This window comes from Cytobacillus sp. T106 (genome assembly GCF_040492155.1).
Lineage (GTDB): Bacteria > Bacillota > Bacilli > Bacillales > Cytobacillaceae > Bacillus_AB > Bacillus_AB infantis.
The window spans coordinates 41,987-67,539 of record NZ_JBEUMK010000005.1; the positions used below are offsets into that span (position 1 = coordinate 41,987).

Genomic DNA, 25,553 nt, shown 5'->3' on the forward strand with positions numbered 1-25,553 from the left:
CTTTGGTGGATTTAATGTTGTCGGCGAAGCTTTCACTGCCTTAGTCCATACATTCTTTTTCCGGGCCAAAATTCCTTCCCGGCAGAAAAAATATTAAATGGTTTTCAAATAACTTTCCTGCAAAGCCCCGTTAATAAGCTTTTGCCCAATAAACGAGCTCTTCTGCCTTATTGCCGCAGCAGACACAAACATCGGATATATGCTCCTGTTCAAAAGGAATGCAGCGGGAGGTTGCACCGGTCTCCTCCTTAATTCTGTCTTCACATTCCCTCCTGCCGCACCACATTGCTTTAATAAACCCCTGATTATCCTTCAATGCCTGCTTGAACTCACCCATGCCTGCAGCATTCTCTGTTTTTTGTTCGCGTAGGTCCCGCGCTTTTTCCAGCAAGCCTGACTGGATATCTTCCAGCAGCCCGGCGATTGCCTGCTCTGCCCCTTCAGCCTGGACAAACAGCTTTTCGCCTGTATCCCTGCGGACAAGCACGACCTGATTATTCTCGATATCCTTCGGGCCGGCCTCAAGCCTGAGCGGGATTCCTTTCATTTCGTACTCATTGAACTTCCAGCCAGGCTTTTTGTCGCTGCTGTCAATTCCGACCCTGAAACTCTTGCCGAGTTTCTCTTTCAGCTCATAGCAGAAATCAAGAACCCCTTCTTTATGCTGTGCCACAGGGACGATCATAAGCTGGGTTGGCGCAATCCGCGGCGGGATGATCAGGCCCCTGTTATCGCCGTGGACCATAATCATGGCGCCGATCACTCTAGTCGTAAGCCCCCACGACGTCTGATGCACATGCTGAAGTTCCCCTTCTCTGTCCGAATACTGGATGCCGAATGCCTTGGCAAAACCGTCCCCCAAATGGTGTGAGGTTCCTGTCTGGAGTGCTTTTCCGTCATGCATCAGGCTCTCAATTGTGTAGGTGAATTTTGCGCCGGCGAATTTTTCTTTCTCTGTTTTCCTGCCCTTAAGGACCGGTATGGCCAGGACGTTTTCACACAGATCTGCATAGACATCGAGCATCTTTGTCGTTTCTTCGTGCGCATCCTCGTCTGTTGCATGGCATGTATGCCCTTCCTGCCACAGGAACTCAAGCGTCCTAAGGAAAGGCCGGGTCGTTTTTTCCCATCTGACCACATTGGCCCATTGATTGTACAGCTTAGGCAGGTCCCTGTAAGAATGGATGATATTTTTATAATGTTCGCAAAAAAGGACCTCTGAGGTCGGCCTGACGACTAGCCGTTCTGCCAGCTCTTCTGATCCGCCATGGGTCACCCATGCCACCTCTGGCGCAAATCCCTCGATATGGTCCTTTTCTTTCTGGAGGAGGCTTTCAGGAATGAACAATGGCATATAAACATTTTCATGCCCTGTTTCCTTGATCCTTCTGTCCAGCTCGTTTTTTATATTGTCCCACAAAGAATATCCGTATGGTCGGATGATCATTGATCCCCTGACACTTGAATAATCGATCAAATCCGCCTTGGTCACCACATCTGTATACCATTGGGCAAAATCCTCTTCCATTGCCGTAATTTCTTTTACAAATTCCTTTGCCATGATTGCACCCCATATTCTGATTAAGTGTGAAACGATAAACGCATCAGCTCTCATCCCGGCCAGGGAAAGAGCTGCAGAAGCTTCTTGAAGAGTGCAGAAGCGCCGGCATTCTGCTGGAAAAATAAAAAAGCCCCGATTTATAAAATAGGGACCAGATCATGGCGGTACCACCCTAATTTATAAAGCAAGGCTTTATACTCTCTTCATGATAACGGCATGTGCCGCTGCTGCCTTCAAGTATCCGGCAGCGAACTCCGGGGCAGGTTCGGCAGCTGTCTATAGAAGCCTCCCACCGCCGGCTCCCTCTCTTGGATAGACATAGACTGTTTACTGATCCCCTTCATCGTTTCAGTTATTTTTCAGTATTATATACAGTGAAATGTATGATGTCAAACCTGTATTTTATTAGATTTCAGCTGTTTTGGTTTTGCTGGGATAGATTAGGAGGAATTCAGCATGAATTTTGTGAAGAAGAGGCGATTCTATATGAATTACTGTTTTATCAACCGGCGAATATAGTCATTCTGCCTGAATTCTGCTTTATTCTACATAAAATTCGAAAGATTTTACCTAAAATCTCAATGATTCTCCCTAAAAACTTTATAATTTTCCTCCTTACAATAAATTCCAAAATCAACACTGAAAACCGGTGCCCTCCCTAATCAGAGAACACCGGTCCTGATGCTAATTCAAATTTTACAGCGCAGACACATGCCCTGCTGCCGTCCTGCTGACAGCATCCAGCGCCTTTTCTATATCACTGGCAGACACATCGAAATGAGTGGTGAACCTCACCGAAGACGGCCCGAAAGTAACTGCGCGAACTCCTTCCTTCTCCAGCCTTTCTACAAACTGCTCTGAGCTCAGGCCCAGTTCCTTTACGTCTGCAACTATGATATTTGTATCTACCTGGTTGACGACAGTAATGCCTTTTATATTTTGAATCCCCTCAGCAAGCTTCCGGGCGTTCTCATGGTCTTCGTGAAGCCTGTGCCTCATCTGCGTCAGTGCAATCAGCCCTGGTGCCGCGATGATGCCTGCCTGCCTCATGCCTCCCCCAAGTCTTTTCCTCCAGATGCGGGCAGACTGGATAAATTCCCTGCTTCCGGCAAGGATTGACCCGACTGGTGCTCCAAGCCCCTTGGACAAGCATACCTGGACTGTATCAGCATGCCGGGTGAAATCAGTGACCGGCCTCTCAAGTGCGGCTGCGGCATTGAACAGCCTTGCTCCATCCATATGGACAGGAATATTATGCCTGCGGGCAATTGCATGGATAGCCTCCATATTTTCCACAGACACAACAGCCCCTCCAGCACGATTATGTGTATTTTCCAGACAAATCAGGCCGGTTTCGGGAAAATGCTGATCTTTCCCCCGTATGGCAGCTTCTATTGCGCCGGGATCCATTTCCCCCCGTTTTCCTGCAATCGTTCTTGTCTGGACACCGGCAAAAGCAGAAGCGGCTCCTGATTCGTAATAGAAAATATGGGACTCTGCCTCTAGGAGAATTTCGTTCCCTGGTCTTGTATGCGTCAGAATGGCCGCCTGGTTTCCCTGCGTACCGCTTGTCACAAGCAGGGCTGCTTCCTTCCCGAGTGTGTCTGCTGCGGACTCTTCAAGCTTGATGATGGAGGGATCTTCCGCGTAGACATCATCCCCGACTTCTGCTTCGTAAGCAGCCTTCCTCATTTCTTCTGTCGGCTTTGTCACTGTATCGCTTCTTAAATCTATCATCCTTATTCCTCCTGTCTTAATTCACTTTCCTGCCAAAGATGCTGTTCATAAATACATAGAATATAACCCATATGTAAACCCAAATAAAAGCAAAAGCATACCCTCCCGCAACATCGGTCGGATAGTGGACCTGAAGGACAATGCGGCTGATCCCGATCAAAAGGATCCATAGGGCAAACGCAGCTGCCGCCATCATCCTGGCTCCCGCAGACTTTAATTCCTTTATGACAAAATAGGCTGTCAGCATATATAAAATGCCCCCTACCATCGCATGACCGCTCGGGAAACTGAGACTATTCACCTCAGTGATATGCTCCAGCTCCGGCCTCTCTCTGCCGAACAGCTCCTTCAGCCGCTTGCTGGCCTCGTTCCCGAGTGCAACGGCAAACACAAGGACTGCCATGCCCAGATAGTCTCTCTTCTTGAACCACAGCCAAGCAAGAACTATAAGCGCTGCCAAACCGATGCCCTGCTTGTCGCCAAACCAGGTGAAAAATTCAAACAGCGGATAGGAAGAGGCCGAAAAAATCCCTGTGACAGCAGATGAGACAGCTCTGTCAAACCATAAAGATTCTCCCCCTGATACTGAATAGCCTATCAGCACTGCTGCAGCCACTGCCATTATAACAGCTGCCAGCGCTGCTTTTGATTGTTTTAACTGCAAACCCATACCATCTCCCCAGCTTCTTTTTCATACACTCTTAGAATATTATTCTAAAGTTTTTCAAATTTGAAGGCTTATTATCCTGCAATTTATAAAAATAATGTTATAATTTTCGAAACAGTAAAAATTAAAACACAAAGGAGAGTTATTATGATCAGTTCATTATTCAGCAGACTTGAAGACTATTATGAAGAAATGGCAGCGATCCGCCGCTATCTCCATCAGCATCCTGAACTTTCCTTTCAGGAAGAAAATACAGCAAAATACATAAAAGAATATTATGAAAAGCTGGGAATCGAAGTAAAAGGAAATGTCGGCGGGAATGGAGTCGTAGCCAAGGTTTACGGAGAGAAGCCAGGGAAGACGATTGCCCTCCGTGCCGATTTTGACGCGCTTCCAATCCAGGATGAAAAAGATGTTCCTTATAAATCGCTCGTCCCGGGCGTCATGCATGCCTGCGGCCATGATGGCCATACTGCAACACTGCTTGTGCTTGCAAAGGTCCTTCACGAGCTGCGCTCCGAATTGGAAGGGACGTATGTCCTGATCCACCAGCATGCGGAAGAATATGCACCGGGCGGCGCTGTTTCCATGATCAAGGATGGCTGCCTTGAAGGAGTGGACGCCATTTTCGGCACCCACTTATGGGCTTCCGAACCGACAGGAAAGATCCAGTACCGGACCGGTCCTTTCATGGCTGCAGCCGACCGCTTTGAAATCACTGTACAAGGAAAGGGCGGACACGGAGCGCAGCCTCATAAAACGAAGGATGCCATTGTGACAGCCTCCCAGCTTGTCGTCAACCTCCAGCAGATCGTCAGCCGGAAGGTCGATCCAATTGACTCAGCCGTTGTTACTGTCGGATCATTCACGGCCCAAAATGCCTTCAATGTCATTGCCGATAAAGCTAAATTGGAAGGCACAGTGCGCACCTTCAGCGAGCAGGTGCGGAACGATATTGAAGAAGAATTGGAAAGAGTCGTGAAAGGAACCTGCTATACTGCTGACAGCACATACAGCTATACTTATCACCGCGGCTATCCGGCTGTCATCAACCATGAAGCAGAAACCAACTTCCTAGCCGAGTGCGCGAGATCGATTCCTGAGGTCAAGGAAGTCGTTGAAACAGCACCGGAAATGGGCGGCGAGGATTTTGCCTATTATCTTCAGCATGTAAAAGGCACATTCTTCTTCACAGGAGCGAAGCCTCTCAGCGATGATGCTGCATACCCGCACCATCATCCAAGATTCGATATTGATGAAAAGGCAATGCTGATTGCTGCAAAGACACTAGGTTCTGCGGCACTGCAATACCACAAAGTCGAGTTTCAGGAAAACGTCACCGTATAAGCAAAAAGCATCCGCCGATGATTCGGAGGATGCTTTTTTTCCTTTATTTTTTTAGAAACCGGAGCCTGTAGGCATTCCTTGCTGTCTCTCCCAGCTGGTCAAGCAGATTATAATTCGCATAAGCCCCCGCAACCGCCCCTATGCCCGGGAGCAGCTGCAGCATTTTGGCAAAGTCTATATAATCACGGTACTCCTGCTGGAACCCGCGCCATTCCATATCCTTCAGCTCTTTCACTTTCTCATCCCAATTCTCAATGACAGCCAATGTTTCCCGCCTTTTCTCATCACTTGAAAACGCAAGCTGAAACACATGCAGGATAAAAAGGCGCTCCTCATATTCTCCGGGATCATAGCCATAAATGGCTGAAGCTTCAAAAAGGAATTTCATTTTGATTGAAAGCAGCAGCGGGAAGTCGGCAAGCCCTAATAGGATGCCGCCTGCGCCTGTGCCGGCTCCTTCAATGGTTGCAGTCTTACGGTATGCAGCCAGCTTTTCAGCCAATTTTCCGTCCATTTCCTCAAGGCGCAGCCCGGCATCGAGCCTTTTCCTGGTAGTCAGATTAGAGCCTGCCAAGGTTGCTTTTACCATATTCTTGATTCCCTCGGTAATGACGGCATGTGCTTTCTCCGGGATATAGCTGTTGATTTTTGTCTGCGCCTTCTTTGAAAGACGGTTAAGCATTCCGGAACGCTTCAGCAGCTTCCTCTTCCACTCCTCCAGCTCCCGTGAAACCATCTGTTCATACTCATTCATTCGGCTGCACCCTTTCCTCTCGTTCAGCTTTTAGTTTGTGCTTAATACTACGTTTTTCTTCCGGAAAGGTTTCAGGCGCTGCAAAAAGCCTCCATTTAAATAACGGAGGCTTCTAATCAGTTCTTCAATTTCCTTCTGCTGTAAATATTCGCAAATACCCACGAAAACACGGCACCAGCTGCCGCACTGGCAAGCGCGGCCAGCCCGTCCCCCTTCAGCAGCACAACCAGGGAAAGAATGATGGTCTGCAGATAAAGGACAGCTGAGAGAAGTGAAGTAAAGGCTTTTTCCCGCCACTCTTCCTTCAGAGGGTAAAGCTGGATCCAGAGCTTGTTCTCATGATGGTTCCTGAGCGGCAGCAGCTGAAACCCCGTCAGATAAAGGAATAACAGCACAAGGAGGATCTGCCCCATCCCGAATGATATCAAATAAAGCGCCGCTCCCCCTATTACTGTCAGCCTGATGAACAGGCCGAAATAATCACCTGAGCGGATGAAGGTCCTCATATATAAATGCGCATGCAGCTTATCCTGCCCATATGGGATCCTGTTTGCCAGCCAGTCCAGCCATTTGCGCCGCTTCACTCTATCTTTAAGCTTCGGCACATCTGTAAACAGATTGGCCAGGCGGTAAAAGGATGTCATCCTTCTTTCTTCCTGTTCAATAAGATATTCCCATTTCAGGCCCTTTGGTTCGGTCTGTTTCCTGAAATACAGCCATAGTACCAGCAGGACTGCCGGTACTGGGAGCAGGAACAGGATGCCGGCATTTGAAAATAAAAGATAAAGAAAAGCTGCATTGAGGCAATACCTGATAACAGAATCGATCATCTTTGTATTTTTTTCCACATAATATTGGACATGCCAGCGGATCAGAAGATTCAGCAGCTTAACAGCGAGTGAGCCTATCAGAAAGAAGAGAAACGGCTCAAAGCTTCCCCCGTTTACGACTGCGTACATTGGCATGAATATGCCGAGGCCCATCAGCAGAAGATAGGCCTGCACGGCCCAGCTGACACCCAGCGACCTGCGAAAATAGCCTGACAGCCTGTTTTCTACAGGCAACAGGAAGATTTTATCTGCTTCAGTCAAGAAAGTATAAACAGGGCTGTATGTCAGCAATACCCCCAGCAGGACAGCCATGATCGCAGCCGCAGGAAAATCTTCCGGGACGCCTTTAAGCCATTCCTGATAATAAAAGGCCGCCATCCCGAATAGAAATACGAGCACAATGACAATATGCCCGTTCAATATATACCGGAGATAGCGGCTCAATTCTTTGAGCCCATCCCCGAATCTGTTCTTCCAAAGTTTTCCCTCTTCAAACATAATCTTCTTCCTTTGTCAGCTGTATATATAGATCATCAAGTGTCGCGCCTGGCATGGAGAATTGCTGCTGCAGCTCAGAAAGTGTGCCTGCAGCCCTCACCTTGCCCTCGTGGAGAATGACAAAACGGTCGCAATACCGCTCCGCTGTAGCCAGGATATGGGTCGACATCAATATGCCCGCCCCTTCCTCTTTCATCTTCTTCATAAGATCAAGAAGCGATTGGATGCCGAGCGGGTCCAGCCCGACAAATGGTTCATCAACTATGTAAAGTGATGGCTGCACCAGGAAAGCACACATGATCATGACCTTTTGCTTCATCCCCTTTGAAAAATGGGCCGGGAACCATTTCAGCCGCTTCTCCATCCGGAATTCCTTCAGAAGGCCCTTCATTCTTTCCTGATATTCTTTCTCTTCGAGGCCATAAGCCATCGCTGTCATTCTCAGATGCTCCTCAAGCGTCAGTTCATCATAAAGGATCGGGGTTTCGGGGACAAACGCGAATTTTCTTCTGTATGCCTCCTTATCCTTGTGAAAAGGAGATCCATTGATTGTGATTTCCCCGGAATGCGGCTCCATCAGCCCGATAACATGCTTGATTGTCGTACTTTTGCCTGCTCCATTCAATCCAATCAGGCCGACGATTTCATTTGCATTCACAGTGAAGGAAACATCCTTCAGAACAGGATTCCTCGTATAGCCTCCTGTTATATTGCTAATATTCAACAAAGACATTCCAAAACGCCCTTCCATCTATTGTGATGCTTCTAGTTTAACAAAATGGCTGCGCCAGCAAAAGATTGAAGCAGAGACAAATTTAAATCCGGATGCATATCCCCTCTTTCAATGGGCATTCTAATCTATGAAGGGGAAAGATGATTTTCATCAATTGAAATGAGGTGTCTGTCAAAGACCAATTTCATTCAATATAAGCTTCCAGCGTTGCTATAAGGGGATGGTTGCATTGCACAGGAGTGCCAATTAACCAGATACTTGGAACACATGACATTCTTCTGGAATGAGGTGTTTATCAAAGACCCATCAGCCGGCTTTATAAGTTGTGAAACCTATAAAGAAACAAGGGGATGGTACGCTTGAACAAGGATCAGATCTCTCACTAAGCACTGACCATTTTAAAAAATGAGGTGTTTGTCGCAGAGAATAACCTGTAATAGAACGTTTCAGCGAAGTGATTTCCCCTTCAGAAGGAGCAGGATCCGCACCGGGTCCTGCTTTCTTTGTGATGTTTGGCCCGCAAACCTGCATCTGGTCTGCAAAAAAATCAGCAGCTTCTCAAAGCCGGGCGGCAGCCTGTTCGATTTTCAGGCAGGCAAGCTCAGCAGCTGTTCCCACATAACCTGCAATCTGGTCAAAAGTGAACACCTTTAGCGGCGCATTCAGTGCATCCTCACCGTACTCCATATCAGCAAGGCAATGCGGGACAAAATCACTAACGGCATGGGACGGCACTTCCTCCAAATCAGGCATTCCCCTATTCTCATTCAGTAACGCAGCAAGGCTGCTGCTCCCGTAAGCAGCAAGCAGCTTCCCATTAAGGAGCCCGAAATCCGCATGGTATAGCTTCAAGATCCGTTCATCTTGATCCATTCTATTTCTCAGCCATGGCAGATAAAAGCCTTTAAGCCACAAATCATCGGCAATCAGATGCGCATAATATCCAAGGATATAGGCATGATTGCTTGTATGCCGGTACTTTTCAAGGAAAGCTTCATAATCAATCGACCTAGTAAAATCCTCAGTCTCCCCTGTGTAAAAATGCGAAAGCTCCTTTGGCGAAACAGCATCAGGTGCAATCCCTCCGAGCAAAAAGGAAGCCTTATCCCTGATCTTTAATTTTTCAGCAGCCATATCAGCTGCCAGCAGATGCATGATTCTTGAACCCACCCTGATTCTCCTTCCATATATACAGTACTTTGTAAGTTCGCCATCCTCCCTCATTCTCCTTTAATCTTTCCTTTGCCGGCAAAATTGGCGGATGATTTCTCCTCACATCCCCTGGTATGGTAAAATATTGAGAAAAAGAAAGGGCAGGTGCCATTATGCAGGATTGTATTTTTTGCAAAATCATCAATGGGGAAATTCCCTCAGCGAAAGTTTATGAAAATGAACATGTATATGCTTTCCTTGACATCAGTCAGGTAACAAAAGGCCATACACTTGTCGTCCCGAAAGTACATAAAGAAAATCTTTACGAGCTGACTCCCGAAATCGCGGCACGGCTATATGAGTCGGTTCCTGCCATCGCCAGCGCCATCAAAGAAGAATTTGACCCGATTGGGCTCAATACATTGAATAACAATGGCGAAGCAGCAGGACAGTCGGTATTCCATTTTCATCTGCATCTCATCCCGCGCTATGGAAAAGGCGACGGTTTCGGCGCTGTCTGGAAAACCCACCAGGATGAATACTCTCCTGAGGATTTGAAGCAGATTGCTGGAGGCATCAGCAGCCATCTGTAATAGCAGGAAAAAAATCCGTACTAAAGCTGAAACTGGCTGAGTGCGGATTTTTTTTTGGACCGGGCCGGTTTTAGGAGGCACTGGCGAGGCTGCTCATTTTTAAGGGGGCCCCCTTACCTGATACCCTATTGATTCAAAATGTGCCTCAAAATTCAGACTGATAAAACAACTGTAAAGTATTCCTTTTTATCATTTTTAAAACATTCCCACTTTTTTGTTTACTTTCGTTCTGTTTCTGATAGGATGGAATAAAGTTTTTATTCTTTAAAGCACTATAGGGAGGTAAGATGATGAAGCGTGCATTGAATTTCAATGCCGGTCCGGCCGCCCTCCCTCTTTCTGTACTGGAGGAGGCACAGCGGAACTGGCTTAATTTTAATGGAACAGGAATGGGTGTGATGGAGCTCAGCCACAGGAGCCGGGAATATGAGGAGGTGCATGAAGGGGCGAAAACTCTGCTTCGGCGGCTTCTTGGTGTGCCGGATGATTATGAGGTCCTCTTTCTCCAGGGAGGGGCCAGCCTTCAATTTACCATGCTGCCGATGAATCTTTTGGCAGAGGGCAAAACAGGCTATTACGCACTGACAGGTTCATGGGCTGAAAAAGCCATGAAGGAAGCTGCCAAAATCGGCAAAACAGCATCAGCTGCATCCAGCAAAGAAGATACATACCGTTATATACCAGAGCTTTCAGGCCAGGCTGACCTGAAAGACGCTGCATATCTCCACCTTACGAGCAACAACACAATTTACGGTACACAGTGGCAGGATTTTCCTGAAACAAATGTCCCTCTTGCTGCCGATATGTCAAGCGACATCATGAGCAGAGAAATAGATGTAAGCAAATTCGATATCATCTATGCCGGGGCCCAAAAGAATTTAGGCCCATCAGGCGTAACTGTAGTGATTTTGAAAAAAAGCCTGCTTTCAGGACCGCGCGGGGACCTTCCCGTCATGCTCGACTATTTCACCCACAGCAAGAGTCAATCTCTTTATAATACACCTCCGACGCTTGCCATTTATATGCTGATGCTGGTGCTCGAGTGGGTGGAAAAAGAAGGCGGGCTTGCCGCTATCGCTGAAAGGAACAAACAGAAAGCAGAGCTGATATACAGCAGCATCGATGACAGCGAAGGATTTTATCAGGGGCACAGCAGAAAGGACAGCCGCTCTCAAATGAATATCACATTTAACCTTCATACTAAAGAAGCTGCAGGCCAATTTCTCCATGCAGCCAAAGAAGCGGGATTCGTGGGACTGAATGGCCACAGATCAATCGGCGGCTGCCGGGCATCCATCTATAACGCCGTCCCGCTTGAGCATGCTGAGAAATTAGCTGATTTTATGAGAAAATTCAAAAATAATAACTGAACAGAAACATATTCCGTTTCATCTTAATTGATAGTGTGGTATAATACGAGTAACTTTTCGCTGCAGGCAAGAGTGCACTGCAGGAAGAGAAAGAGCGAGAATAGCTGAGAAGAGGAGAGGTTAGAATTGAATACAAAGAATTTAGTTGCTTTATCATTGCTTATCGGAATGGGTGCCGTCCTTCATGCCGTTGTTCCGGGATTTTTCCTGGGAATGAAACCTGACATGATGCTCACCATGATGTTCCTCGGGATTATCCTTTTTCCTGAAAAGAAAAGTGTGCTTTTGCTGGGCCTTGCGACAGGACTGATTTCCGCCCTGACGACTACTTTTCCTGCAGGACAGATCCCAAACATCATCGATAAGCCTATCACTGCTTTTGTATTTTTCGGTTTGTTTTTAGCAGTCAAGAAGTTTAATGGTTCAGTAGTTTCAGCAGCGGTCCTGACTGCTGCCGGCACCATTATTTCAGGAGCAGTGTTCCTGACTTCCGCTCTTTTGATTGCAGGATTGCCGGGAACCTTTGCCGCATTGTTCGTGGCTGTGGTCCTTCCTGCAGCGGCTGTCAATACAGTTGCGATGATCATCCTTTACCCGGTTGCCATGAGCATCATCAAAAGAACAAAACTGACAGCAAGCCACACATAAAACCTCTCTTGAAATAGAGAAAAGAAAAAGGGTTATGGACGATGTTTTATCTTCCGTTTCCCTTTTTCTTTTTGATGTGTTTACACACGCGTAGTCAATTTAATTACCTACCATGAATATTACAGATACAATAAAATTTTAAAACCCCTGTTAATTGGAGTGCAGGGCACGTAGACTCCTGCGGGAAATAGCGGAAGAGTTGAGACCCCGCAGCCGCTTGCGGTGAGGAGGCTCAACTCCGACCGCGGAAAGCGAAGTGCCTGGAACGGAAATTAACAGCACGTTCCAACCAGTAGCCTTAGAATTTAATCTTAAGATTGGATGCAGTTAAGTGTTCAAACCTTTTCCGAGCATTATTCATTAGGAAAATCCAGTCAAAATAAAAGCCAGCAGAAAGAAAACAGCTCCCGCCCCCGCAAGCGCCCCTGCCCTTTTCTTTTGAATCGATTTAGGAGGATATACGCCAGGCTTTTTGGAAGCCAGCATATAATACACCGCCCCAAGGAACAAAACCCCGCACAAGGCAAATAACAGTGATGCCGCTCCGTTCATACAACCGCCCCTTCCGGTGAAATACCCGCTATTTTATCTTTATTCAGGATAAGAGATCCCTATGAACAAATGCCCGGCCATGTTTAAACAATGAGAAGTTGTGATAAAGGAAAAGTAACATAATAGCCTGACCATAGAGGAATATGTTGTAAAATGCAGAATTGATATAAAAAGAAACTCAGAGGTGATAATTGATGAAAGCCAAATCCTTATTGCTGGGATTCCTGATCGGAGGAACGGCGGCCGGCATCAGCACATTGCTGTCTGCTCCAGCCTCAGGCAAGGACACCCGGAAGATGATCAAAGACAATAAAGAAGCAGTCGGCAGCCAGCTGGCGGAGCTCAAGACAGATTTCATGGAACTGAAAAGATCCGCTTCCTATGCTTCGATCCAGGGGAAATCACACCTGGGTGAATTTGTATCTGATATAAAGCACTCAGTTTCTGACTGGCAGAACGCAATCCGCCCGCAAAAGCTGGAACTGCAAAGAGATCTTCAATCAATCGAGCAGTCATTGACAGAGCTGGAAAATTCAATCGGAAGTTCAAAATCCGGGTCTCAGTAAAGATAATAAAAAATCCTTCTTTTTTGAAGAAAAATCCTTCAATTTAAGAAGGATTTTTTCATTTTAGGCAGAAAAGTAATATATTATAAAAATTGTTATTTTAGCAGTTCTTATAATAAACCCTTGCTGTAATGCCCCTTAACACCTAATATAATATTTATTAGGCTGATTTTCTAAAAATTTTGTATATTTATACCTTTATTAATTTTTGTTTTATTGGCATAATGATAATAGAGAATAAAAAAGTAGGTGGATTTATAGATGACGGAAAAACATTATTCAATGAAGGAAGCGATGCTTTTTAGCCAACGGATAGCTCAAATCAGCAAGGCTTTATGGAAATCGATTGAGAAAGACTGGCAGCAATGGATCAAGCCGTTTGACCTGAATATCAACGAGCACCATATCATCTGGATTGCGTACCATTTGAACGGCGCCTCCATCTCTGATGTGGCCAAGTTCGGTGTTATGCATGTGTCAACAGCCTTTAATTTCTCTAAAAAACTCGAAGAAAGGGGCCTTCTTAAATTCTCAAAAAAAGAAACTGACAAAAGAAATACCTATATTCAGCTGACTGAAAAGGGTGAAAGCGTTTTACTTGAACTGATGGAGAGTTATGAGCCTGAAACCAACGCCGTCTTTTCAGGTGCAATGCCTTTGAGGGATCTGTACGGGAAATTTCCGGATTTTGTTGAAGTCATGGCGATCGTCCGCAATATTTATGGAGATGACTTTATGGAGATATTTGAAAAGTCCTTTGCCAATATAGAAGGCGAATTTGTGGATGAAGAAGGCAAGCTGAAGAAAAAAGAGACTGCAGAGAAAGAAATCGTTTAGACTACAGATACTTTTTGAGTTCGGACATAAGATCCATGAACAGGTTCTGCCTGAGGCAGGCCGGGATCACCATCTCAGGTTTAAGAGATGGATGGAGCTTATGCTTAAATTCTGTATAAAGCGGATGAAAGTAAACAAACCCTTCCGCTTTTTGCTCTTCCAGTTCTTTGCTCAGTTTATCACAAAGGTAGAAGAATTGTGTTACCTCTTTTTGATCCAGCGATTTTTCGACAACCATTCTGTAGAATGGCAATGTCTGCCCGGAAGCCATCATCAATAAAAGCTTCTGATGATATTCCAGTTTTTCAATTCGTTCTAATAGTTCCCCGATATTCATGAAAGAGTCCCCGCTTTGAATAGCCCGTTCTATTTTATGCATTTTCTTCGCATAGCTAATTATACAATCAAATTGGTGAAAAATGTCGTTTTTTTATTATTGATTTTTTATTCTAATCATCGTAAAGTATCCCTTGTGAGTTTTTTAGAAAAACCGCATGAATACTCTTCGGAGGCTGATACGATGAACTGCTGGAAGACGATCAATTACACAAAAGACTATGGATCCCAGAGAATATTTATCCTGTCTTCCATTACCATGATCATAACGTTTATATTCCTATACGTGCCTGCATCTTATTATTTTGAGCAATCTTCTTTTTACGATAATTATTTCTTTGTTTTTATTGCCTGCTTTTGGCTGATATATCCCATTCATAAGCTGCTGCACTTCCTCCCTGTTGCCCATCTTGGAAAAAGGGTGCAAAAGAAGGTTTCATTCAGGCTCGGCATTCCGCTGATTCATGTCAGGGTGACTGAACCAATTTCAAAGACGGTATTCATCGTCGCTTTATTGGCCCCTTTTGTCATCATCAACGGAATTCTGCTTGCGGCCTGCTGGCACTTTCCTCATTATGTACATTATATTACCATGCTGCTCGCATATCATGCAGGACTTTGCTTCTCAGATATGCTCTGCATGAAAAATATATGCACTGCTCCGCAGCAGGCCTATATAGAAGAAAATGAAGAGGGAATCGAGATCCTGGTCTACAGGGCGCATTAGACAGGCAGCTGCAGAGGCTGCCTCTTTAATTTCACGGAAGCATCCCCTCATTGCTGTTGATTTTGGGCTCATGCGTCGCGAAATAAAGCTTCACACGCATGAGCCCAAAATCAGCAAGGTACACTAACACAGCCTTCATATAAGCTGGCCCGGCTGAATATAATGAGCAGATCAGGCCGTCCTTATTACTATCTTTTTTGCCTTTTTTTTGTTATTGTATGTATCATATAAAAGTCTGTCATCAAGGAGGGAATAGTCAGATGATCTCCGTTTTTATCCTGTTTGCTATTTTCATATTGTTCTATATCAACAAGATGACGAATTCCCTTTGTCTGCAGAAGGAAATCCCTGAAGAGAAACAGCCAAAGGTGTTCAGGACCATCAATATCCTGATCACGATCCTTTTGGTATCCTCTTTCGTGGAGCTGCTGTTTGCATAATTCTACATATAGCTTTCATATGCTGCGAAGATTGCCAGGCGGGGGCATGCCCTGCAGATCAAGGATTTCAGCAAAATAAACAATGGTTAAAAGCGGTGAGGGATTCCCCCACCGCTTTTAATTTTATATTCTTGCTTAAACGAAGGCCTGCTATTACAGCCAGGAAGCCCCGATAATAATCAGGAGAATAAATAGGACTACAATCAACGCGAAACCTCCGCCGTAACCTGCTCCACCGGACATAATTAATCCCCCTTTCAATAATTGGACAGTGCATTGCTCACCGTAAATGCCTTAAGGACTAAGGCAGTCTTACAGCCAGGCTGCACCTACAATAATTAACAAGATGAACAGAACAACAATCAACGCGAAACCACCGCCATATGCGTATCCCACGGTAACACCTCCTTTAAGGCTGTTACTTCATGCTATTCAACGAACATTGGGGCCCATCAGGCTTATACCGGGAGTCCCCAAGATCTTGTTAATAGAAAGAAAGGGCTGATGTATTTTGATTTTTACTTTCCCTTTCTACTCCATATCTTATGTCCGGAGAGAAATATCCGGCATAGGCAAAACACCCATTTTTTGAAAGAATTTCTAAAAGGATTCAGATATTGTTTTTGCTCTAATTGGAATATGTGTTATAGTAATGGTTGTGTATTACAGCAAATTCAAAAAACTTTAGGAGTGTTCAACATGAAAAAATGGATGCTATCCCTTTCCATAGCTGCAGGGGTTATCGGTCTGAGTGCATGCAGCTCCAATGCAGAAGACAGCTCAGAAGTTGTAGTTGAAACAAAAGCAGGCGATATTACAAAGGACGAGCTATATAATGCAATGAAGGACAAGGTGGGCGAACAGGCCATCCAGGAGCTTGTTTATAAAAAGGTATTGTCTGAAAAGTATAAAGTTACAGATGAAGAGCTTAATGAAAAAATCGATGAGCTTAAACAGCAGCTTGGCGCAAACTTTGAAATGGCATTGGCCCAGTATGGCTATGAAGATGAAGAAGATCTGAAGGAAACATTCAAGACCGGCCTTCTTCAGGAAAAGGCAGCCATCAAGGATGTAGAGGCAACTGAAAAAGAAGTGAAAGAATACTATGATAACTATAAGCCTGAAATCAAGGCCCGCCACATTCTTGTGGAAGATGAAAAAACGGCCAAGGAAGTAAAGAAAAAGCTTGATGAAGGTGCAAAATTTGAAGACCTGGCTACTGAATATTCACAAGATCCAGGCTCTGCAGCAAACGGAGGAGATCTTGGCTGGTTCGGTGCCGGCAAGATGGTGCCTGAGTTCGAAGAAGCAGCCTACGCACTGGATGTAAATGAAATAAGCGAGCCGGTTAAAACTGAGCATGGCTACCATATCATCCAGACTACCGAGAAAAAAGAAAAGAAATCCTTCGAGGAAATGAAGGAAAAAATGGAATACGAAGTAAAAGTGTCCAAGCTTGATGGTGAAAAAATCCAAGCCGCAATGGACCGTGAACTGAAAGATGCAAACGTGAAATTCAAGGATGAAGACCTTGAAGGCAGCCTGGATAATGAGGCAGCTGCACAATAATAATCCAGATGAAAAGGCAGATCCCATGGATCTGCCTTTTTTTTTCACGAAAGAGAACGTGAAGCTGATTTCCGCTCTTCCTTCTCCCTCTCGAGCCTTTTCATGTATATTTCACCTTCACTTTCTATTCCTTCCCTTTCTTCCCTGCGCTCTTCTTTCCCGGTCTTTACAGCCATTATGGCGCTTATGATAATCCCTGCTGCAACCAGGTATACCCAAATTGGAATCATTGCTTTATTGTCTCCTTTCCATGAAGGGCTGTCCCATCTTTTCTTTGTAGCTTATGTATATGGCTGTCAGAATTAAAATATGCTTAAATAAAATTCTATTTGTAGGTTTAACCTTTCCCCTTAAGGGTATATAAGTACGAAGCTGCTTTTTTATACAAAAAAAACAGCTGACCGTCATATTTGAGGTTCAGCTGCTTAACTGTATACTAATAAAGTGTCCATAATTCAATCCGCCTGCAGTTTTATAGTTGGGATTCAATGTCCCCGATCATTTCATCAATGGTTTCAGAAACTTCTGTTGTTTTCCTCGCAATGGAAATGCTGAATTCCAATAATTCCTTGTAATTTTTCACTGGAATGTTTGAGTTCGTTTTTTCATATTCATTAAGCTGCAGTCCAATATTCTGCAAAATATACAAAGCCTCTTCCATTGATCCTCTTTCAGCTTTAAACATTCACATTTCCCCCTTTATCTATAATGGTTATATTATGGATTATTTGGTTCAATAATGACATGGTAATAATTTCTAAAAAAATGATTTATTTTTTCCGGACTTTCCAATTGCCGGCATGACAGGATTTCCGGACTACGCCTATTTTTTTGGTAAATTGCACCACAATCAAAATACCCCGGCCATTTTGGCACGGGGTATTTTACTGCAGATATCATTTATGGAATACCGGCTTATAGAAGGCACGGTTATCAAGTGCAAATACACGTTCTGTATATTCTCCCGGCTTCACTCTCTCCAAGGCCCTGTCCATCATATTCATCTTTGCATCCAGATTATCTATATAATGGAGGATTTCCGCCTCTTTGATCAGCGGCGGCTTCGGGCTGCCCCATTCTGCTTTGCCATGATGGGAAAGGACCAGATGCTGGAGCACAAGCACCTCTTCACCTGAGATACCCAGTTCATCTGCAGCCTTGCCGATTTCAGTCACCATGATCGTAATATGGCCTAGCAGATTTCCTTCCACCGTATAAGAAGTCGAAATCGGCCCGGAAAGCTCAATTACCTTTCCAAGATCATGGAGAATAACCCCGGCATACAAAAGATCCTTATCAAGGCTTGGATAAAGGCCTGAAATCGCCTTGGCCAGATCCAGCATGCTCACGACATGGTAAGCCAGTCCGGAAACAAATTCATGATGGTTCTTTGTTGCTGCCGGATAATGAAGGAATGCCTCATTATGCTTTTTGATCAGATGCCTTGTGATACGCTGGATATTCGGATTCTTCATCTCGAATATATACTGTGTAATTTTGCTGGTCATTTCATCTGTGCCGATCGGTGCTGTCTCCAGGAAGTCTGCCAGTTTGACAGAATCAGATGGTGAGGCCGTCCGGATCTGGCGGATCCGCAATTGGCTCCGGCCCCGGTAATTCTGGATATCGCCTGCAACTTTAACAATCGTTTCAGGAGAGTAGCTTTTAACATCTTCTTCAGAAGCATCCCAGAGCTTTGCTTCTATATCGCCGCTCTGATCCTGGAAGACGAGCGATAAGAATGGTTTGCCATTGCTGGCAATTCCTTTCGTCGAGCTTTTAATCAGCATGAACAGCTCTGCCTGCTCTCCAACCTCGTAATTCATAATCCCCTTATTCATAGGTCTACCGACGCTCCCTTCTATGAAAATATTATAACATACCAGGCATTCAGTATAGCAGGCTGAACGATTCGTCTCCCCTGGCAATTTATGAGCAGGGGCAATCCCTCTCCGGATTTTATGCAGCATCCGCTGTCCAGAATTGGAACACAGCAAAAAGCCCCTTGCGTGCAAGGGACTGATGCCGATGTGACTGATAAGAAGAGAGCCTGATTTCAATTATCAGCGAGCTGTACTTTCCTGCCCTGAAGGTCTGCCGCCTCATCTGGATGAAAGTGTTCAAGCAGATGCCTTTGGCAGGTAAAAAACAATATCTGATGGCCCCTCAGACCCCTCAGGAGCTCAATCATCCTCCTGGTTCTTACATGATCGAAATTGACGAAGCTGTCATCGATGATGATAGGGAATGAGTATCTTTTATAGATGGCTGCCGCCAAGGCCAGCCTGATGGAAACATACACCTGCTCAGCCGTTGCCTGGCTGAGTTCATTGGCTTCGAAAAGGGTGCCATCGCCTTTCTCCACGAGAAGTCCTGCCCCCTCTTCTTTTGGAGTGATGCGGACATAGTGCCCGCCTGTCAGTACGGAAAGAAATTCTTCCGCCTTTCCCAGCATCTCCGGCATATATTCTTGCTTGTACGCTTCAGCGGTATTCTCAAGGAGCTTTCTGGCCAATGCATATTTGGCCCACTTTCTCGCCCCTTCATTGAACTCGCTCTTTGCAAGGAAAAATCTATGCAGCAGGTCGCTGTATAAGCCGCCTTCCTCGATCCTGGCAATTTCATGGTTCAGCGATGCCACTTTATCCTGAAGCTGAGGGAGTTCTTTTTTGATATCGTCCAGGGTTTCTCTGCAGCGTGCAATTTCCGCTTCAGGAGCAGGAATGGCAGAGAACTCAACCCTTTCCTTTTCCGTTAAGGAAGAAAGCTTCAGCTGCCTGTCCAGATGCCTGATTTCTTCCTGCAGCTCTTCCTGCTTTACTGCATGAATCCCTTTTTCAATGAAATCCCCCTCTGTGTCTGCCTCAGCAGTCAAGAACAGCTTTTCTTTTTCTTCACTGATGTAAGCCAGCTCTCGAACACATTGCTCTTTCTCTTCTTTCAGCTCCTGTATGGCTGCTTCCTTTGCTTTAAGCTCATTCCATTTGCCCTGAGCCTCCAGCAGCCGTTTTTTCAAAGTAAAGGCTGTCTCCTGCACACTGTCTCCTGCTTCTTCTAGGATGAGCTCTGCAAGCCTATTGGCGAGTCCAGCAATTTCAGCAGCAGCTTTCTCAGCAGCAGCTGCCTCCGCTTTTTCATGGCGGAGCTCACGCCTGACCGATTTTAGCTTTTCCAGCAGCATGAAAGCATCATGGACATGGGACTGTGCCAAGGAAGCAGGAATGAACAGCTGCCTGCCGAGTTCTGCAAGAAGGCTGTCTGCAAGGGCGGATTCTTCCTCCCATATTTCAAAAGCAGCAATGACTTTATCATATTGCTCATTCTGCTGCTGCAGCCTGACATTCAGCTGCAGCTGCCGTTCCCTAAGCTGCCTGTCCTTTTCAATCCGCTCTTTCAGGTAAAACGCCCCTTCCGCCTGCGGACTTTTTATGCGTTCATCCAGTTCTTCCATGCTTTTCTCAATGGAAATAAGCTCTTCCTTTAGAAATCTCGATGGGCTGTTGTCTTCTTTTTTCAATAAAAGCCAGGCAATAAAAGCAAATCCTGGTATAGCTGCAAGCATAAACTCCCATTGGCTATCTGCCAGGCCCCAGGCAATCAGCCCGGCACAGATGAGCGCAACCATCAGCGCCTGAATCTTTACTGCTGCACGCTGTTTTTGCTGCGATGCTTTGTCATGCCGGATTGCATTCTTCAGGAAGGCTGACCTTCCCTCAAGGTCTTCCCTTTTTCTCAGAAGACTCTCGGGATCAGATTCCCCCGCGAGCCGGCGGCGGATTTCTCCCAGCTCTTCATCGGGCAGGAGAGCGGCATTCACCTGATTTAATTCCTCTTCCAAGCTGACCAGCCTGTCCTTTTCTTCCGAGAAGCGTTCATCAAGCTCCGCACGCTTTTCTGCAAGCCTCTGCTTTTTGCGCTGTGCCTCAGCAGTTTTTTCCTGCATGAAGATGCTTGTATCTGCCTGTTCCAGCTCTTCATCTGACAAGCGCAGATGAAGCCTGTCCTTCAATTGATCCGACTCTTCCTCCAGCTTCCTGATTTTATAGGAAGCCTGCTTAGCCTGCTGGACAAGCTGTCCGTATGCAGGCATCTTTTCGTGAAGTGACAGGATCTCTTTTTCATGATCAAGGACCAGCTGATCCGGGCTGATCTTCCCTGCCTCTTCCCTAAGGGCAGCAAGCCTGGCTGAAAGGCTCGCATCCCTTCCCTTCAGCGGGATTTCATTTTGGTTCAGCTGCTCCAGTTTCTCCAGCCCTCCCGGAGGAAAACGCCCCCCTGTACCGGCTTCTGCTTCCTGCCTTAAAAGCTGCACCTTTTTATGGACCGGGCCCATACGCATCCACTCTTCCAGCTGATAGAGCCGGACCCCTAATGCATCTGCTTCATTGCGCAGGCTTTCAATCCTCGCGGCAGCAGCCTTCCGCTCAGCCGCCATGGCCCAATATTGTCCGTTTTTCTGTTCTGCTTTTTTAAGATCAGCATGCAGCTGCTTCAGTTTTTTCAGCTGGTCATTCAAAACAGGGATTTTCCCGCCCGGCCTAAAAAGCCCTTCCATTTCTTTCTGTATTTTGTTTTCTGCAGCTGCCAGACGATCAGACCCTATAGCACCGGCGGAAAAAAGGAATTTGCTCAGCTCTTCATTTTTCATGGAGTGGACATTCTGCAGCCCATGGAGATTGAATGAAAAAATGGCCTGGAAAAGCGTTTTATCTACATGTGAAAGGAGTTCGCCAAGGAGCTCTTCCCCTCCTCGTTCCCCAGTCTCCATCACCACACTTACATCTCCTGCTGATTTTCCTTTTACCCGCTCGATGACTGCTTTTCCCCTTCCAGGGAAGGAAGCTGTGATCCTGCCTCCGTATTTCGCCCCAAATTTCGGTTCATATCTGAGCTCAGCCTGCTGCCTGGAGGGAAAGCCAAACAGGATGCTGTGTATAAAAGACATGATGGTAGATTTGCCTGCTTCATTTTCGCCAAAGAAGACCTGGAAATCTCCAATGCCGGAATAGACAGCATCTTCAAGTTTGCCGTAGCCGTATATATGGATTTCAAGTATTTTCATAGAGCTGTTCCCCTTCCCTGCGCTGCCTTTCAGTCATTTTTGTAAAGGAGCCCCAGCAGCATCTCTTCCGCTTCTTTTAAAAGCACTGCCTTTTCCCCCTCCTCCATACTTTCTGCATACCTTCTTGCCAGCGGGTGGCTGTAAAGGCTTCCCAAGCTTTCTTCAAAATCTTCAAACCCGTCCGCAGCAGCAAACAGCCCGCTGAAAAAATCTGCTTTTTCCCTCAGCTGATTTCTGTCCCAGCTCTGCTGCTCTTCGGCTATAACTGCGCTCACCCATACAAATGGCATATTCCCTACCTCTTCCTCTTGAAGGAGTGAGAGCAGTTCACCCCCGGCCACAGCATTCATATCCTGCGGACTGAGTGATGCCCCCTCCAGGAAAAGTTCAAGAATGACACCGCCATTCTTCCGCTCTTCTTCAACAGCTTGAAGGCACCTGCTGTAGACCTCATCAAATGCTGATAGTCCGCTGATATCGACTGTTCTCTGCTCCCAGCGGAAGCTGTGGCATTGAAGAAATTCAAAATCTGCCCCTGCTTCATTCAGTGTGACATGGTAGCAGCCTTTCGCCCCGCTTTCCTTCCGGCTGCGCCCCTGAGTATTTCCCGGATAGATGACCGGCGGCTCAGCATTCAGAACCATTCTTTTATGGATATGGCCCAGAGCCCAGTAGTCGTATTCCTTATCCAGCAGCTCTTTTAAAATAAACGGGGCATAGCGGCCATGGCCGGTCTCCCCTTCAAGGCTGCCATGCAGGATGCCGATATGGAAGTCCGACATTCCCCGAACCGGATACTGGCTGATCATCCTCTCGGAAACATGCCTCCTCGGGTAGCTGAAGCCATGCAGGCTGACCGTTGTCCCATTTGGTGCTGTATAGCTTTCCTCACTTGGCTGGTGAGGGAAAATATGTACATTGTCCGGCAGACTGATGTGGGACCAGGTGCCCTCAAAATGGTCATGATTTCCATGGACTGCGTAAACAGGTATATTCTTTTCCGCAAGGCGGTTCATTTCCTTTCGCAGCCTTGCCTGTGCCTTTATGCTCCTGTCTTCACCGTCAAACAGATCTCCTGCCAGAATGACAAAGTCCACCTTCCTTGCAAGGGCAGCATCCACTATATTTTTCAGAGCGGCAAATGTGCTTTCTTTAATTTTATCGAATAAATCATCCTGCAGGCTGGAAAGCCCGAGCATAGGGCTGTCCAGATGCAGGTCTGCTGCATGAATAAATGTAATTTCCTTCATAATGTTCCCTTTCAGCGCTTTTCTCCTATTTTATCACCTGGAAAAAGCGAATGCACGTTCCTCTACAAAAAGTTATCAGGCTTTGAACCTTTTGCATCTTCGGAGAGTATAAGAAGCAAATAACATTAGGAGTGATTACCCTTGTATAAAAATCCTCAATCGGCACTTATTAGACTCAAATATATTTCTGCCGGCCTGTTTCTTTTGTTCATCATCATTTCGGCTCTGACAGGAAGCTGGAAGTTCACGGCTGCTGCTGCATGGAGCATCGGCATTGTTTATCTGCCTACTTACGGCAGCATACAAAGGCAAATGGAAAAACAGTCCAGCGAATAGACAAAGGCCTGCCGGGATATCCTGGCAAGCCTTTGTCTTATTCAATAGTGGACCGATTCGCTCTTGCGGCATTTTGTGCAGGTCCTGTATCCATCTGCCTCATAATAGATATGGGAGCAGCTTCTCTGTATCTCTGAAATTTGCTTTTCCAGCCCCCGGATCTTTTGCTGCATATTGAGGATCTGCTCTTCCATTTTCCAAACTTCAGTATTTCTTCTATGTTCACTAGATGGATGAGCCACGGCTGGCAAACTCCCCGGCTTTTTGCTCCATTGTATCCTCAATTGCCTCTGAAACGGTTTTCCCCTGACCTTTGGCCATCTGGCGGATATCCTTGGAAATGCGCATAGAACAAAATTTAGGGCCGCACATAGAACAGAAATGGGCGGTTTTTGCCCCCTCGGCCGGCAGGGTTTCATCATGGTATGCCCGCGCCCGTTCAGGATCCAGGGATAAATTGAACTGGTCGTTCCACCTGAAATCGAACCTGGCCTTTGACAATGCATCGTCCCGAACCTGGGCACCGGGATGGCCTTTGGCTAGATCTGCGGCATGAGCTGCAATTTTATAAGCAATGACCCCTTCCCTGACATCGTTTTTATCCGGAAGCCCAAGATGCTCCTTTGGCGTTACATAGCAAAGCATACTAGTGCCAAACCATCCGATCATCGCTGCTCCTATTGCGGATGTAATATGATCATATCCCGGGGCTATATCTGTCGTCAGTGGGCCAAGCGTATAAAATGGCGCCTCCTTGCAAATTTCCATCTGCTTATCTACATTTTCTTTGATCTTATGCATCGGAACATGCCCCGGCCCCTCGATCATCACCTGGACATCATGCTTCCAGGCTATTTCAGTTAACTCTCCGAGCGTTTCTAGCTCCGCAAATTGAGCCTCATCATTCGCATCTGCTATAGAACCCGGACGCAGCCCATCTCCGAGAGAGATGGAAATATCGTAAGCTTTTAAAATTTCACAGATTTCCTCAAAATGCGTATACAGGAAATTCTCTTTATGATGCTGGAGGCACCATTGGGCCATGATCGACCCTCCCCTGGATACAATACCTGTCGTCCTTTCGGCAGTCAGCTGAATATAGCGGAGCAGCACCCCTGCATGGATTGTAAAATAATCCACTCCCTGTTCAGCCTGCTCTATCAAGGTATCCCTGTATATGTCCCAGGTCAGATCCCCGGCAATCCCCTTCACCTTTTCAAGTGCCTGATAAATCGGTACAGTCCCAACAGGAACTGGAGAATTGCGGATGACCCATTCACGGGTTTCATGGATGTTCTTCCCGGTCGAAAGATCCATAATCGTATCTGCCCCCCAGTGCACTGCCCAGGTCATTTTTTCCACTTCTTCCGCGATGGAGGAAGAAACAGCCGAATTGCCGATATTCGCATTGACCTTCACATGAAAATGGCGACCGATGATCATCGGTTCCGCCTCCGGGTGATTGATATTGGCAGGAATGATCGCCCTTCCGCTTGCCACCTCGCTCCTGACGAATTCAGGATCCAGATTTTCCCTGATGGCGATGAACTCCATTTCAGGTGTAATGACCCCTTTCCGGGCATAATGCAGCTGAGTCACATTCCTGCCCTCTTTTGCCTTGAGAGGGAAGGGGGCTTTATTCGGGAAAATGTCTGCATAAGAAACTTCGGTCCCGGCCCGAAGCCCGTTATCCTCCGGCTTCTGCACTCTGCCTTGATAAGCTTCCGCATCCTTCCGCTCCTCAATCCAGCCTTCCCTTACCCGGGGCAAACCTTTCGTTATATCTATCTCAAAATCAGGATCAGAATAAGGGCCGCTCGTGTCATATACACAAACAGGCGGATTGTCCTCTGTTCCAATAGCAGTCCTCGAGCTTTCCTGGATTATTTCCCTGACCGGGACCTTTATATCGTCCCTGATGCCGTTTACATATACTTTCCGGCTTCCTGAAAAAAACAGTCTATTCATTTGATATAAATCTTTCATAC

General features: G+C 46.2%; 27 protein-coding genes and 1 other annotated feature. Of the genes, 10 read left to right on the forward strand and 17 right to left on the reverse strand.

The annotated features are described in order from the left end of the window. Positions 1-130 precede the first annotated feature (130 nt). From proS to ABU165_RS11745, 3 genes are all read right to left on the reverse strand, one after another. Entirely contained in the window at positions 131-1,561 is a 1,431-nt protein-coding gene (gene proS / locus ABU165_RS11735) for a proline--tRNA ligase (RefSeq protein ID WP_318060210.1), read from the reverse strand. Positions 1,562-1,704: 143 nt separating this feature from the next. Continuing rightward, positions 1,705-1,914, reverse strand: a binding site (T-box leader). A gap of 343 nt (positions 1,915-2,257) precedes the next feature. Beyond that, positions 2,258-3,298 carry a threonine aldolase family protein gene (locus ABU165_RS11740; RefSeq protein ID WP_148950107.1) on the reverse strand — a complete coding sequence of 347 codons (1,041 nt, stop codon included), beginning with the start codon at positions 3,296-3,298 and terminating at the stop codon, positions 2,258-2,260. Between the two features lie 16 nt (positions 3,299-3,314). Beyond that, positions 3,315-3,968, reverse strand: a complete 654-nt coding sequence (locus ABU165_RS11745; protein ID WP_318060209.1) for a phosphatase PAP2 family protein — start codon at positions 3,966-3,968, stop codon at positions 3,315-3,317. Between the two features lie 144 nt (positions 3,969-4,112). On the opposite strand from ABU165_RS11745, the gene ABU165_RS11750 reads away from it, so the two are divergent. Further along, the gene (locus ABU165_RS11750) at positions 4,113-5,312 is read left to right on the forward strand and encodes a M20 family metallopeptidase (RefSeq protein WP_318060208.1); all 1,200 of its coding nucleotides are present in this window, start codon (positions 4,113-4,115) and stop codon (positions 5,310-5,312) included. A 43-nt stretch (positions 5,313-5,355) separates the two neighbouring features. Here the strand turns inward: ABU165_RS11750 and ABU165_RS11755 are convergent, their stop codons facing one another. The 4 genes from ABU165_RS11755 to ABU165_RS11770 all read right to left on the reverse strand — a co-directional run bounded on the left by ABU165_RS11755 (position 5,356) and on the right by ABU165_RS11770 (position 9,297). Next, positions 5,356-6,066, reverse strand: a complete 711-nt coding sequence (locus ABU165_RS11755) for an EcsC family protein (RefSeq protein WP_009793970.1) — start codon at positions 6,064-6,066, stop codon at positions 5,356-5,358. Positions 6,067-6,182: 116 nt separating this feature from the next. After that, complete coding sequence (locus tag ABU165_RS11760; protein ID WP_009793971.1) at positions 6,183-7,394, reverse strand: ABC transporter permease; 1,212 nt, start codon at positions 7,392-7,394, stop codon at positions 6,183-6,185. Further along, a complete protein-coding gene (locus tag ABU165_RS11765) occupies positions 7,387-8,127 on the reverse strand; it encodes an ABC transporter ATP-binding protein (RefSeq protein WP_094769683.1) in 741 nt (246 codons plus the stop codon). Before ABU165_RS11765 ends, ABU165_RS11760 begins: the two co-directional genes overlap by 8 nt. 558 nt (positions 8,128-8,685) lie before the next feature. Beyond that, on the reverse strand, positions 8,686-9,297 hold the full coding sequence (locus tag ABU165_RS11770) for a zinc dependent phospholipase C family protein (protein ID WP_318060207.1): 612 nt from the start codon (positions 9,295-9,297) through the stop codon (positions 8,686-8,688). A gap of 155 nt (positions 9,298-9,452) precedes the next feature. On the opposite strand from ABU165_RS11770, the gene ABU165_RS11775 reads away from it, so the two are divergent. The 3 genes from ABU165_RS11775 to ABU165_RS11785 all read left to right on the forward strand — a co-directional run bounded on the left by ABU165_RS11775 (position 9,453) and on the right by ABU165_RS11785 (position 11,890). Next, the gene (locus ABU165_RS11775; RefSeq protein ID WP_009793974.1) at positions 9,453-9,872 is read left to right on the forward strand and encodes an HIT family protein; all 420 of its coding nucleotides are present in this window, start codon (positions 9,453-9,455) and stop codon (positions 9,870-9,872) included. Between the two features lie 290 nt (positions 9,873-10,162). After that, positions 10,163-11,242, forward strand: coding sequence for a 3-phosphoserine/phosphohydroxythreonine transaminase (serC, locus tag ABU165_RS11780; protein ID WP_318060263.1), 1,080 nt, complete (start codon positions 10,163-10,165; stop codon positions 11,240-11,242). A gap of 126 nt (positions 11,243-11,368) precedes the next feature. Continuing rightward, positions 11,369-11,890 carry a tryptophan transporter gene (locus ABU165_RS11785; RefSeq protein WP_009793976.1) on the forward strand — a complete coding sequence of 174 codons (522 nt, stop codon included), beginning with the start codon at positions 11,369-11,371 and terminating at the stop codon, positions 11,888-11,890. A gap of 360 nt (positions 11,891-12,250) precedes the next feature. On the opposite strand, the gene yhzF is transcribed toward ABU165_RS11785, so the two are convergent. Continuing rightward, on the reverse strand, positions 12,251-12,442 hold the full coding sequence (gene yhzF / locus ABU165_RS11790) for a membrane protein YhzF (protein ID WP_009793977.1): 192 nt from the start codon (positions 12,440-12,442) through the stop codon (positions 12,251-12,253). A 194-nt stretch (positions 12,443-12,636) separates the two neighbouring features. Between yhzF and ABU165_RS11795 the strand changes: the two genes are divergently transcribed. Together ABU165_RS11795 and ABU165_RS11800 are read left to right on the forward strand one after the other, a co-directional pair. Beyond that, positions 12,637-13,008: a YtxH domain-containing protein gene (locus tag ABU165_RS11795; protein WP_101550979.1), complete on the forward strand. Its 372-nt coding sequence runs from the start codon at positions 12,637-12,639 to the stop codon at positions 13,006-13,008. A gap of 261 nt (positions 13,009-13,269) precedes the next feature. Continuing rightward, a complete protein-coding gene (locus ABU165_RS11800) occupies positions 13,270-13,845 on the forward strand; it encodes an HTH-type transcriptional regulator Hpr (RefSeq protein WP_009793979.1) in 576 nt (191 codons plus the stop codon). A 1-nt stretch (position 13,846) separates the two neighbouring features. On the opposite strand, the gene ABU165_RS11805 is transcribed toward ABU165_RS11800, so the two are convergent. Then, positions 13,847-14,182, reverse strand: a complete 336-nt coding sequence (locus ABU165_RS11805) for a YhaI family protein (RefSeq protein ID WP_022543568.1) — start codon at positions 14,180-14,182, stop codon at positions 13,847-13,849. A 183-nt stretch (positions 14,183-14,365) separates the two neighbouring features. Between ABU165_RS11805 and ABU165_RS11810 the strand changes: the two genes are divergently transcribed. Further along, positions 14,366-14,908 (forward strand): DUF3267 domain-containing protein, encoded by a 543-nt coding sequence (locus ABU165_RS11810; RefSeq protein WP_022543567.1) that lies wholly within the window; start codon positions 14,366-14,368, stop codon positions 14,906-14,908. A 260-nt stretch (positions 14,909-15,168) separates the two neighbouring features. Next, complete coding sequence (locus ABU165_RS11815; protein WP_009793914.1) at positions 15,169-15,348, forward strand: hypothetical protein; 180 nt, start codon at positions 15,169-15,171, stop codon at positions 15,346-15,348. 153 nt (positions 15,349-15,501) lie between these two features. Here ABU165_RS11815 and ABU165_RS11820 read toward each other — a convergent pair whose 3' ends face one another. Together ABU165_RS11820 and ABU165_RS11825 are read right to left on the reverse strand one after the other, a co-directional pair. Then, positions 15,502-15,591, reverse strand: coding sequence for a YjcZ family sporulation protein (locus ABU165_RS11820; protein ID WP_022543565.1), 90 nt, complete (start codon positions 15,589-15,591; stop codon positions 15,502-15,504). 69 nt (positions 15,592-15,660) lie between these two features. Continuing rightward, complete coding sequence (locus ABU165_RS11825) at positions 15,661-15,744, reverse strand: YjcZ family sporulation protein (protein WP_022543564.1); 84 nt, start codon at positions 15,742-15,744, stop codon at positions 15,661-15,663. Between the two features lie 303 nt (positions 15,745-16,047). On the opposite strand from ABU165_RS11825, the gene ABU165_RS11830 reads away from it, so the two are divergent. After that, complete coding sequence (locus ABU165_RS11830) at positions 16,048-16,917, forward strand: peptidylprolyl isomerase (RefSeq protein ID WP_009793915.1); 870 nt, start codon at positions 16,048-16,050, stop codon at positions 16,915-16,917. A gap of 44 nt (positions 16,918-16,961) precedes the next feature. Here ABU165_RS11830 and ABU165_RS11835 read toward each other — a convergent pair whose 3' ends face one another. The 5 genes from ABU165_RS11835 to ABU165_RS11855 form a co-directional block, all read right to left on the reverse strand. Further along, complete coding sequence (locus tag ABU165_RS11835; protein ID WP_009793916.1) at positions 16,962-17,147, reverse strand: sporulation YhaL family protein; 186 nt, start codon at positions 17,145-17,147, stop codon at positions 16,962-16,964. A 242-nt stretch (positions 17,148-17,389) separates the two neighbouring features. Then, positions 17,390-17,602: a hypothetical protein gene (locus tag ABU165_RS11840; protein WP_009793917.1), complete on the reverse strand. Its 213-nt coding sequence runs from the start codon at positions 17,600-17,602 to the stop codon at positions 17,390-17,392. Between the two features lie 211 nt (positions 17,603-17,813). Further along, positions 17,814-18,758, reverse strand: a complete 945-nt coding sequence (gene yhaM / locus ABU165_RS11845) for a 3'-5' exoribonuclease YhaM (protein ID WP_009793918.1) — start codon at positions 18,756-18,758, stop codon at positions 17,814-17,816. Positions 18,759-18,973: 215 nt separating this feature from the next. Next, positions 18,974-21,979 carry an AAA family ATPase gene (locus ABU165_RS11850; protein ID WP_318060206.1) on the reverse strand — a complete coding sequence of 1,002 codons (3,006 nt, stop codon included), beginning with the start codon at positions 21,977-21,979 and terminating at the stop codon, positions 18,974-18,976. Between the two features lie 29 nt (positions 21,980-22,008). After that, positions 22,009-23,229, reverse strand: a complete 1,221-nt coding sequence (locus ABU165_RS11855) for a metallophosphoesterase family protein (protein WP_009793922.1) — start codon at positions 23,227-23,229, stop codon at positions 22,009-22,011. Positions 23,230-23,370: 141 nt separating this feature from the next. On the opposite strand from ABU165_RS11855, the gene ABU165_RS11860 reads away from it, so the two are divergent. Then, the gene (locus ABU165_RS11860; RefSeq protein WP_009793923.1) at positions 23,371-23,565 is read left to right on the forward strand and encodes a hypothetical protein; all 195 of its coding nucleotides are present in this window, start codon (positions 23,371-23,373) and stop codon (positions 23,563-23,565) included. 225 nt (positions 23,566-23,790) lie between these two features. On the opposite strand, the gene thiC is transcribed toward ABU165_RS11860, so the two are convergent. Next, positions 23,791-25,551 carry a phosphomethylpyrimidine synthase ThiC gene (gene thiC / locus ABU165_RS11865; RefSeq protein WP_318060205.1) on the reverse strand — a complete coding sequence of 587 codons (1,761 nt, stop codon included), beginning with the start codon at positions 25,549-25,551 and terminating at the stop codon, positions 23,791-23,793. Between the last annotated feature and the right edge of the window lie 2 nt (positions 25,552-25,553).

What these genes read in the sequence shown, in the direction of transcription:
- ABU165_RS11795 (WP_101550979.1), top strand. Translation starts at nt 12,637, where the DNA reads ATGAAAGCCAAATCCTTATTGCTGGGATTCCTGATCGGAGGAACGGCG.
- serC (WP_318060263.1), top strand. Translation starts at nt 10,163, where the DNA reads ATGAAGCGTGCATTGAATTTCAATGCCGGTCCGGCCGCCCTCCCTCTT.
- ABU165_RS11855 (WP_009793922.1), bottom strand. Translation starts at nt 23,229, where the DNA reads ATGAAGGAAATTACATTTATTCATGCAGCAGACCTGCATCTGGACAGC.
- ABU165_RS11775 (WP_009793974.1), top strand. Translation starts at nt 9,453, where the DNA reads ATGCAGGATTGTATTTTTTGCAAAATCATCAATGGGGAAATTCCCTCA.
- ABU165_RS11745 (WP_318060209.1), bottom strand. Translation starts at nt 3,968, where the DNA reads ATGGGTTTGCAGTTAAAACAATCAAAAGCAGCGCTGGCAGCTGTTATA.
- yhaM (WP_009793918.1), bottom strand. Translation starts at nt 18,758, where the DNA reads ATGAATAAGGGGATTATGAATTACGAGGTTGGAGAGCAGGCAGAGCTG.
- ABU165_RS11820 (WP_022543565.1), bottom strand. Translation starts at nt 15,591, where the DNA reads ATGTCCGGTGGAGCAGGTTACGGCGGAGGTTTCGCGTTGATTGTAGTC.
- ABU165_RS11805 (WP_022543568.1), bottom strand. Translation starts at nt 14,182, where the DNA reads ATGAATATCGGGGAACTATTAGAACGAATTGAAAAACTGGAATATCAT.
- ABU165_RS11760 (WP_009793971.1), bottom strand. Translation starts at nt 7,394, where the DNA reads ATGTTTGAAGAGGGAAAACTTTGGAAGAACAGATTCGGGGATGGGCTC.
- ABU165_RS11765 (WP_094769683.1), bottom strand. Translation starts at nt 8,127, where the DNA reads ATGTCTTTGTTGAATATTAGCAATATAACAGGAGGCTATACGAGGAAT.
- thiC (WP_318060205.1), bottom strand. Translation starts at nt 25,551, where the DNA reads ATGAAAGATTTATATCAAATGAATAGACTGTTTTTTTCAGGAAGCCGG.
- ABU165_RS11755 (WP_009793970.1), bottom strand. Translation starts at nt 6,066, where the DNA reads ATGAATGAGTATGAACAGATGGTTTCACGGGAGCTGGAGGAGTGGAAG.
- ABU165_RS11850 (WP_318060206.1), bottom strand. Translation starts at nt 21,979, where the DNA reads ATGAAAATACTTGAAATCCATATATACGGCTACGGCAAACTTGAAGAT.
- ABU165_RS11750 (WP_318060208.1), top strand. Translation starts at nt 4,113, where the DNA reads ATGATCAGTTCATTATTCAGCAGACTTGAAGACTATTATGAAGAAATG.
- ABU165_RS11840 (WP_009793917.1), bottom strand. Translation starts at nt 17,602, where the DNA reads ATGTTTAAAGCTGAAAGAGGATCAATGGAAGAGGCTTTGTATATTTTG.
- ABU165_RS11815 (WP_009793914.1), top strand. Translation starts at nt 15,169, where the DNA reads ATGATCTCCGTTTTTATCCTGTTTGCTATTTTCATATTGTTCTATATC.
- ABU165_RS11740 (WP_148950107.1), bottom strand. Translation starts at nt 3,298, where the DNA reads ATGATAGATTTAAGAAGCGATACAGTGACAAAGCCGACAGAAGAAATG.
- yhzF (WP_009793977.1), bottom strand. Translation starts at nt 12,442, where the DNA reads ATGAACGGAGCGGCATCACTGTTATTTGCCTTGTGCGGGGTTTTGTTC.
- ABU165_RS11830 (WP_009793915.1), top strand. Translation starts at nt 16,048, where the DNA reads ATGAAAAAATGGATGCTATCCCTTTCCATAGCTGCAGGGGTTATCGGT.
- ABU165_RS11810 (WP_022543567.1), top strand. Translation starts at nt 14,366, where the DNA reads ATGAACTGCTGGAAGACGATCAATTACACAAAAGACTATGGATCCCAG.
- ABU165_RS11835 (WP_009793916.1), bottom strand. Translation starts at nt 17,147, where the DNA reads ATGATTCCAATTTGGGTATACCTGGTTGCAGCAGGGATTATCATAAGC.
- ABU165_RS11800 (WP_009793979.1), top strand. Translation starts at nt 13,270, where the DNA reads ATGACGGAAAAACATTATTCAATGAAGGAAGCGATGCTTTTTAGCCAA.
- proS (WP_318060210.1), bottom strand. Translation starts at nt 1,561, where the DNA reads ATGGCAAAGGAATTTGTAAAAGAAATTACGGCAATGGAAGAGGATTTT.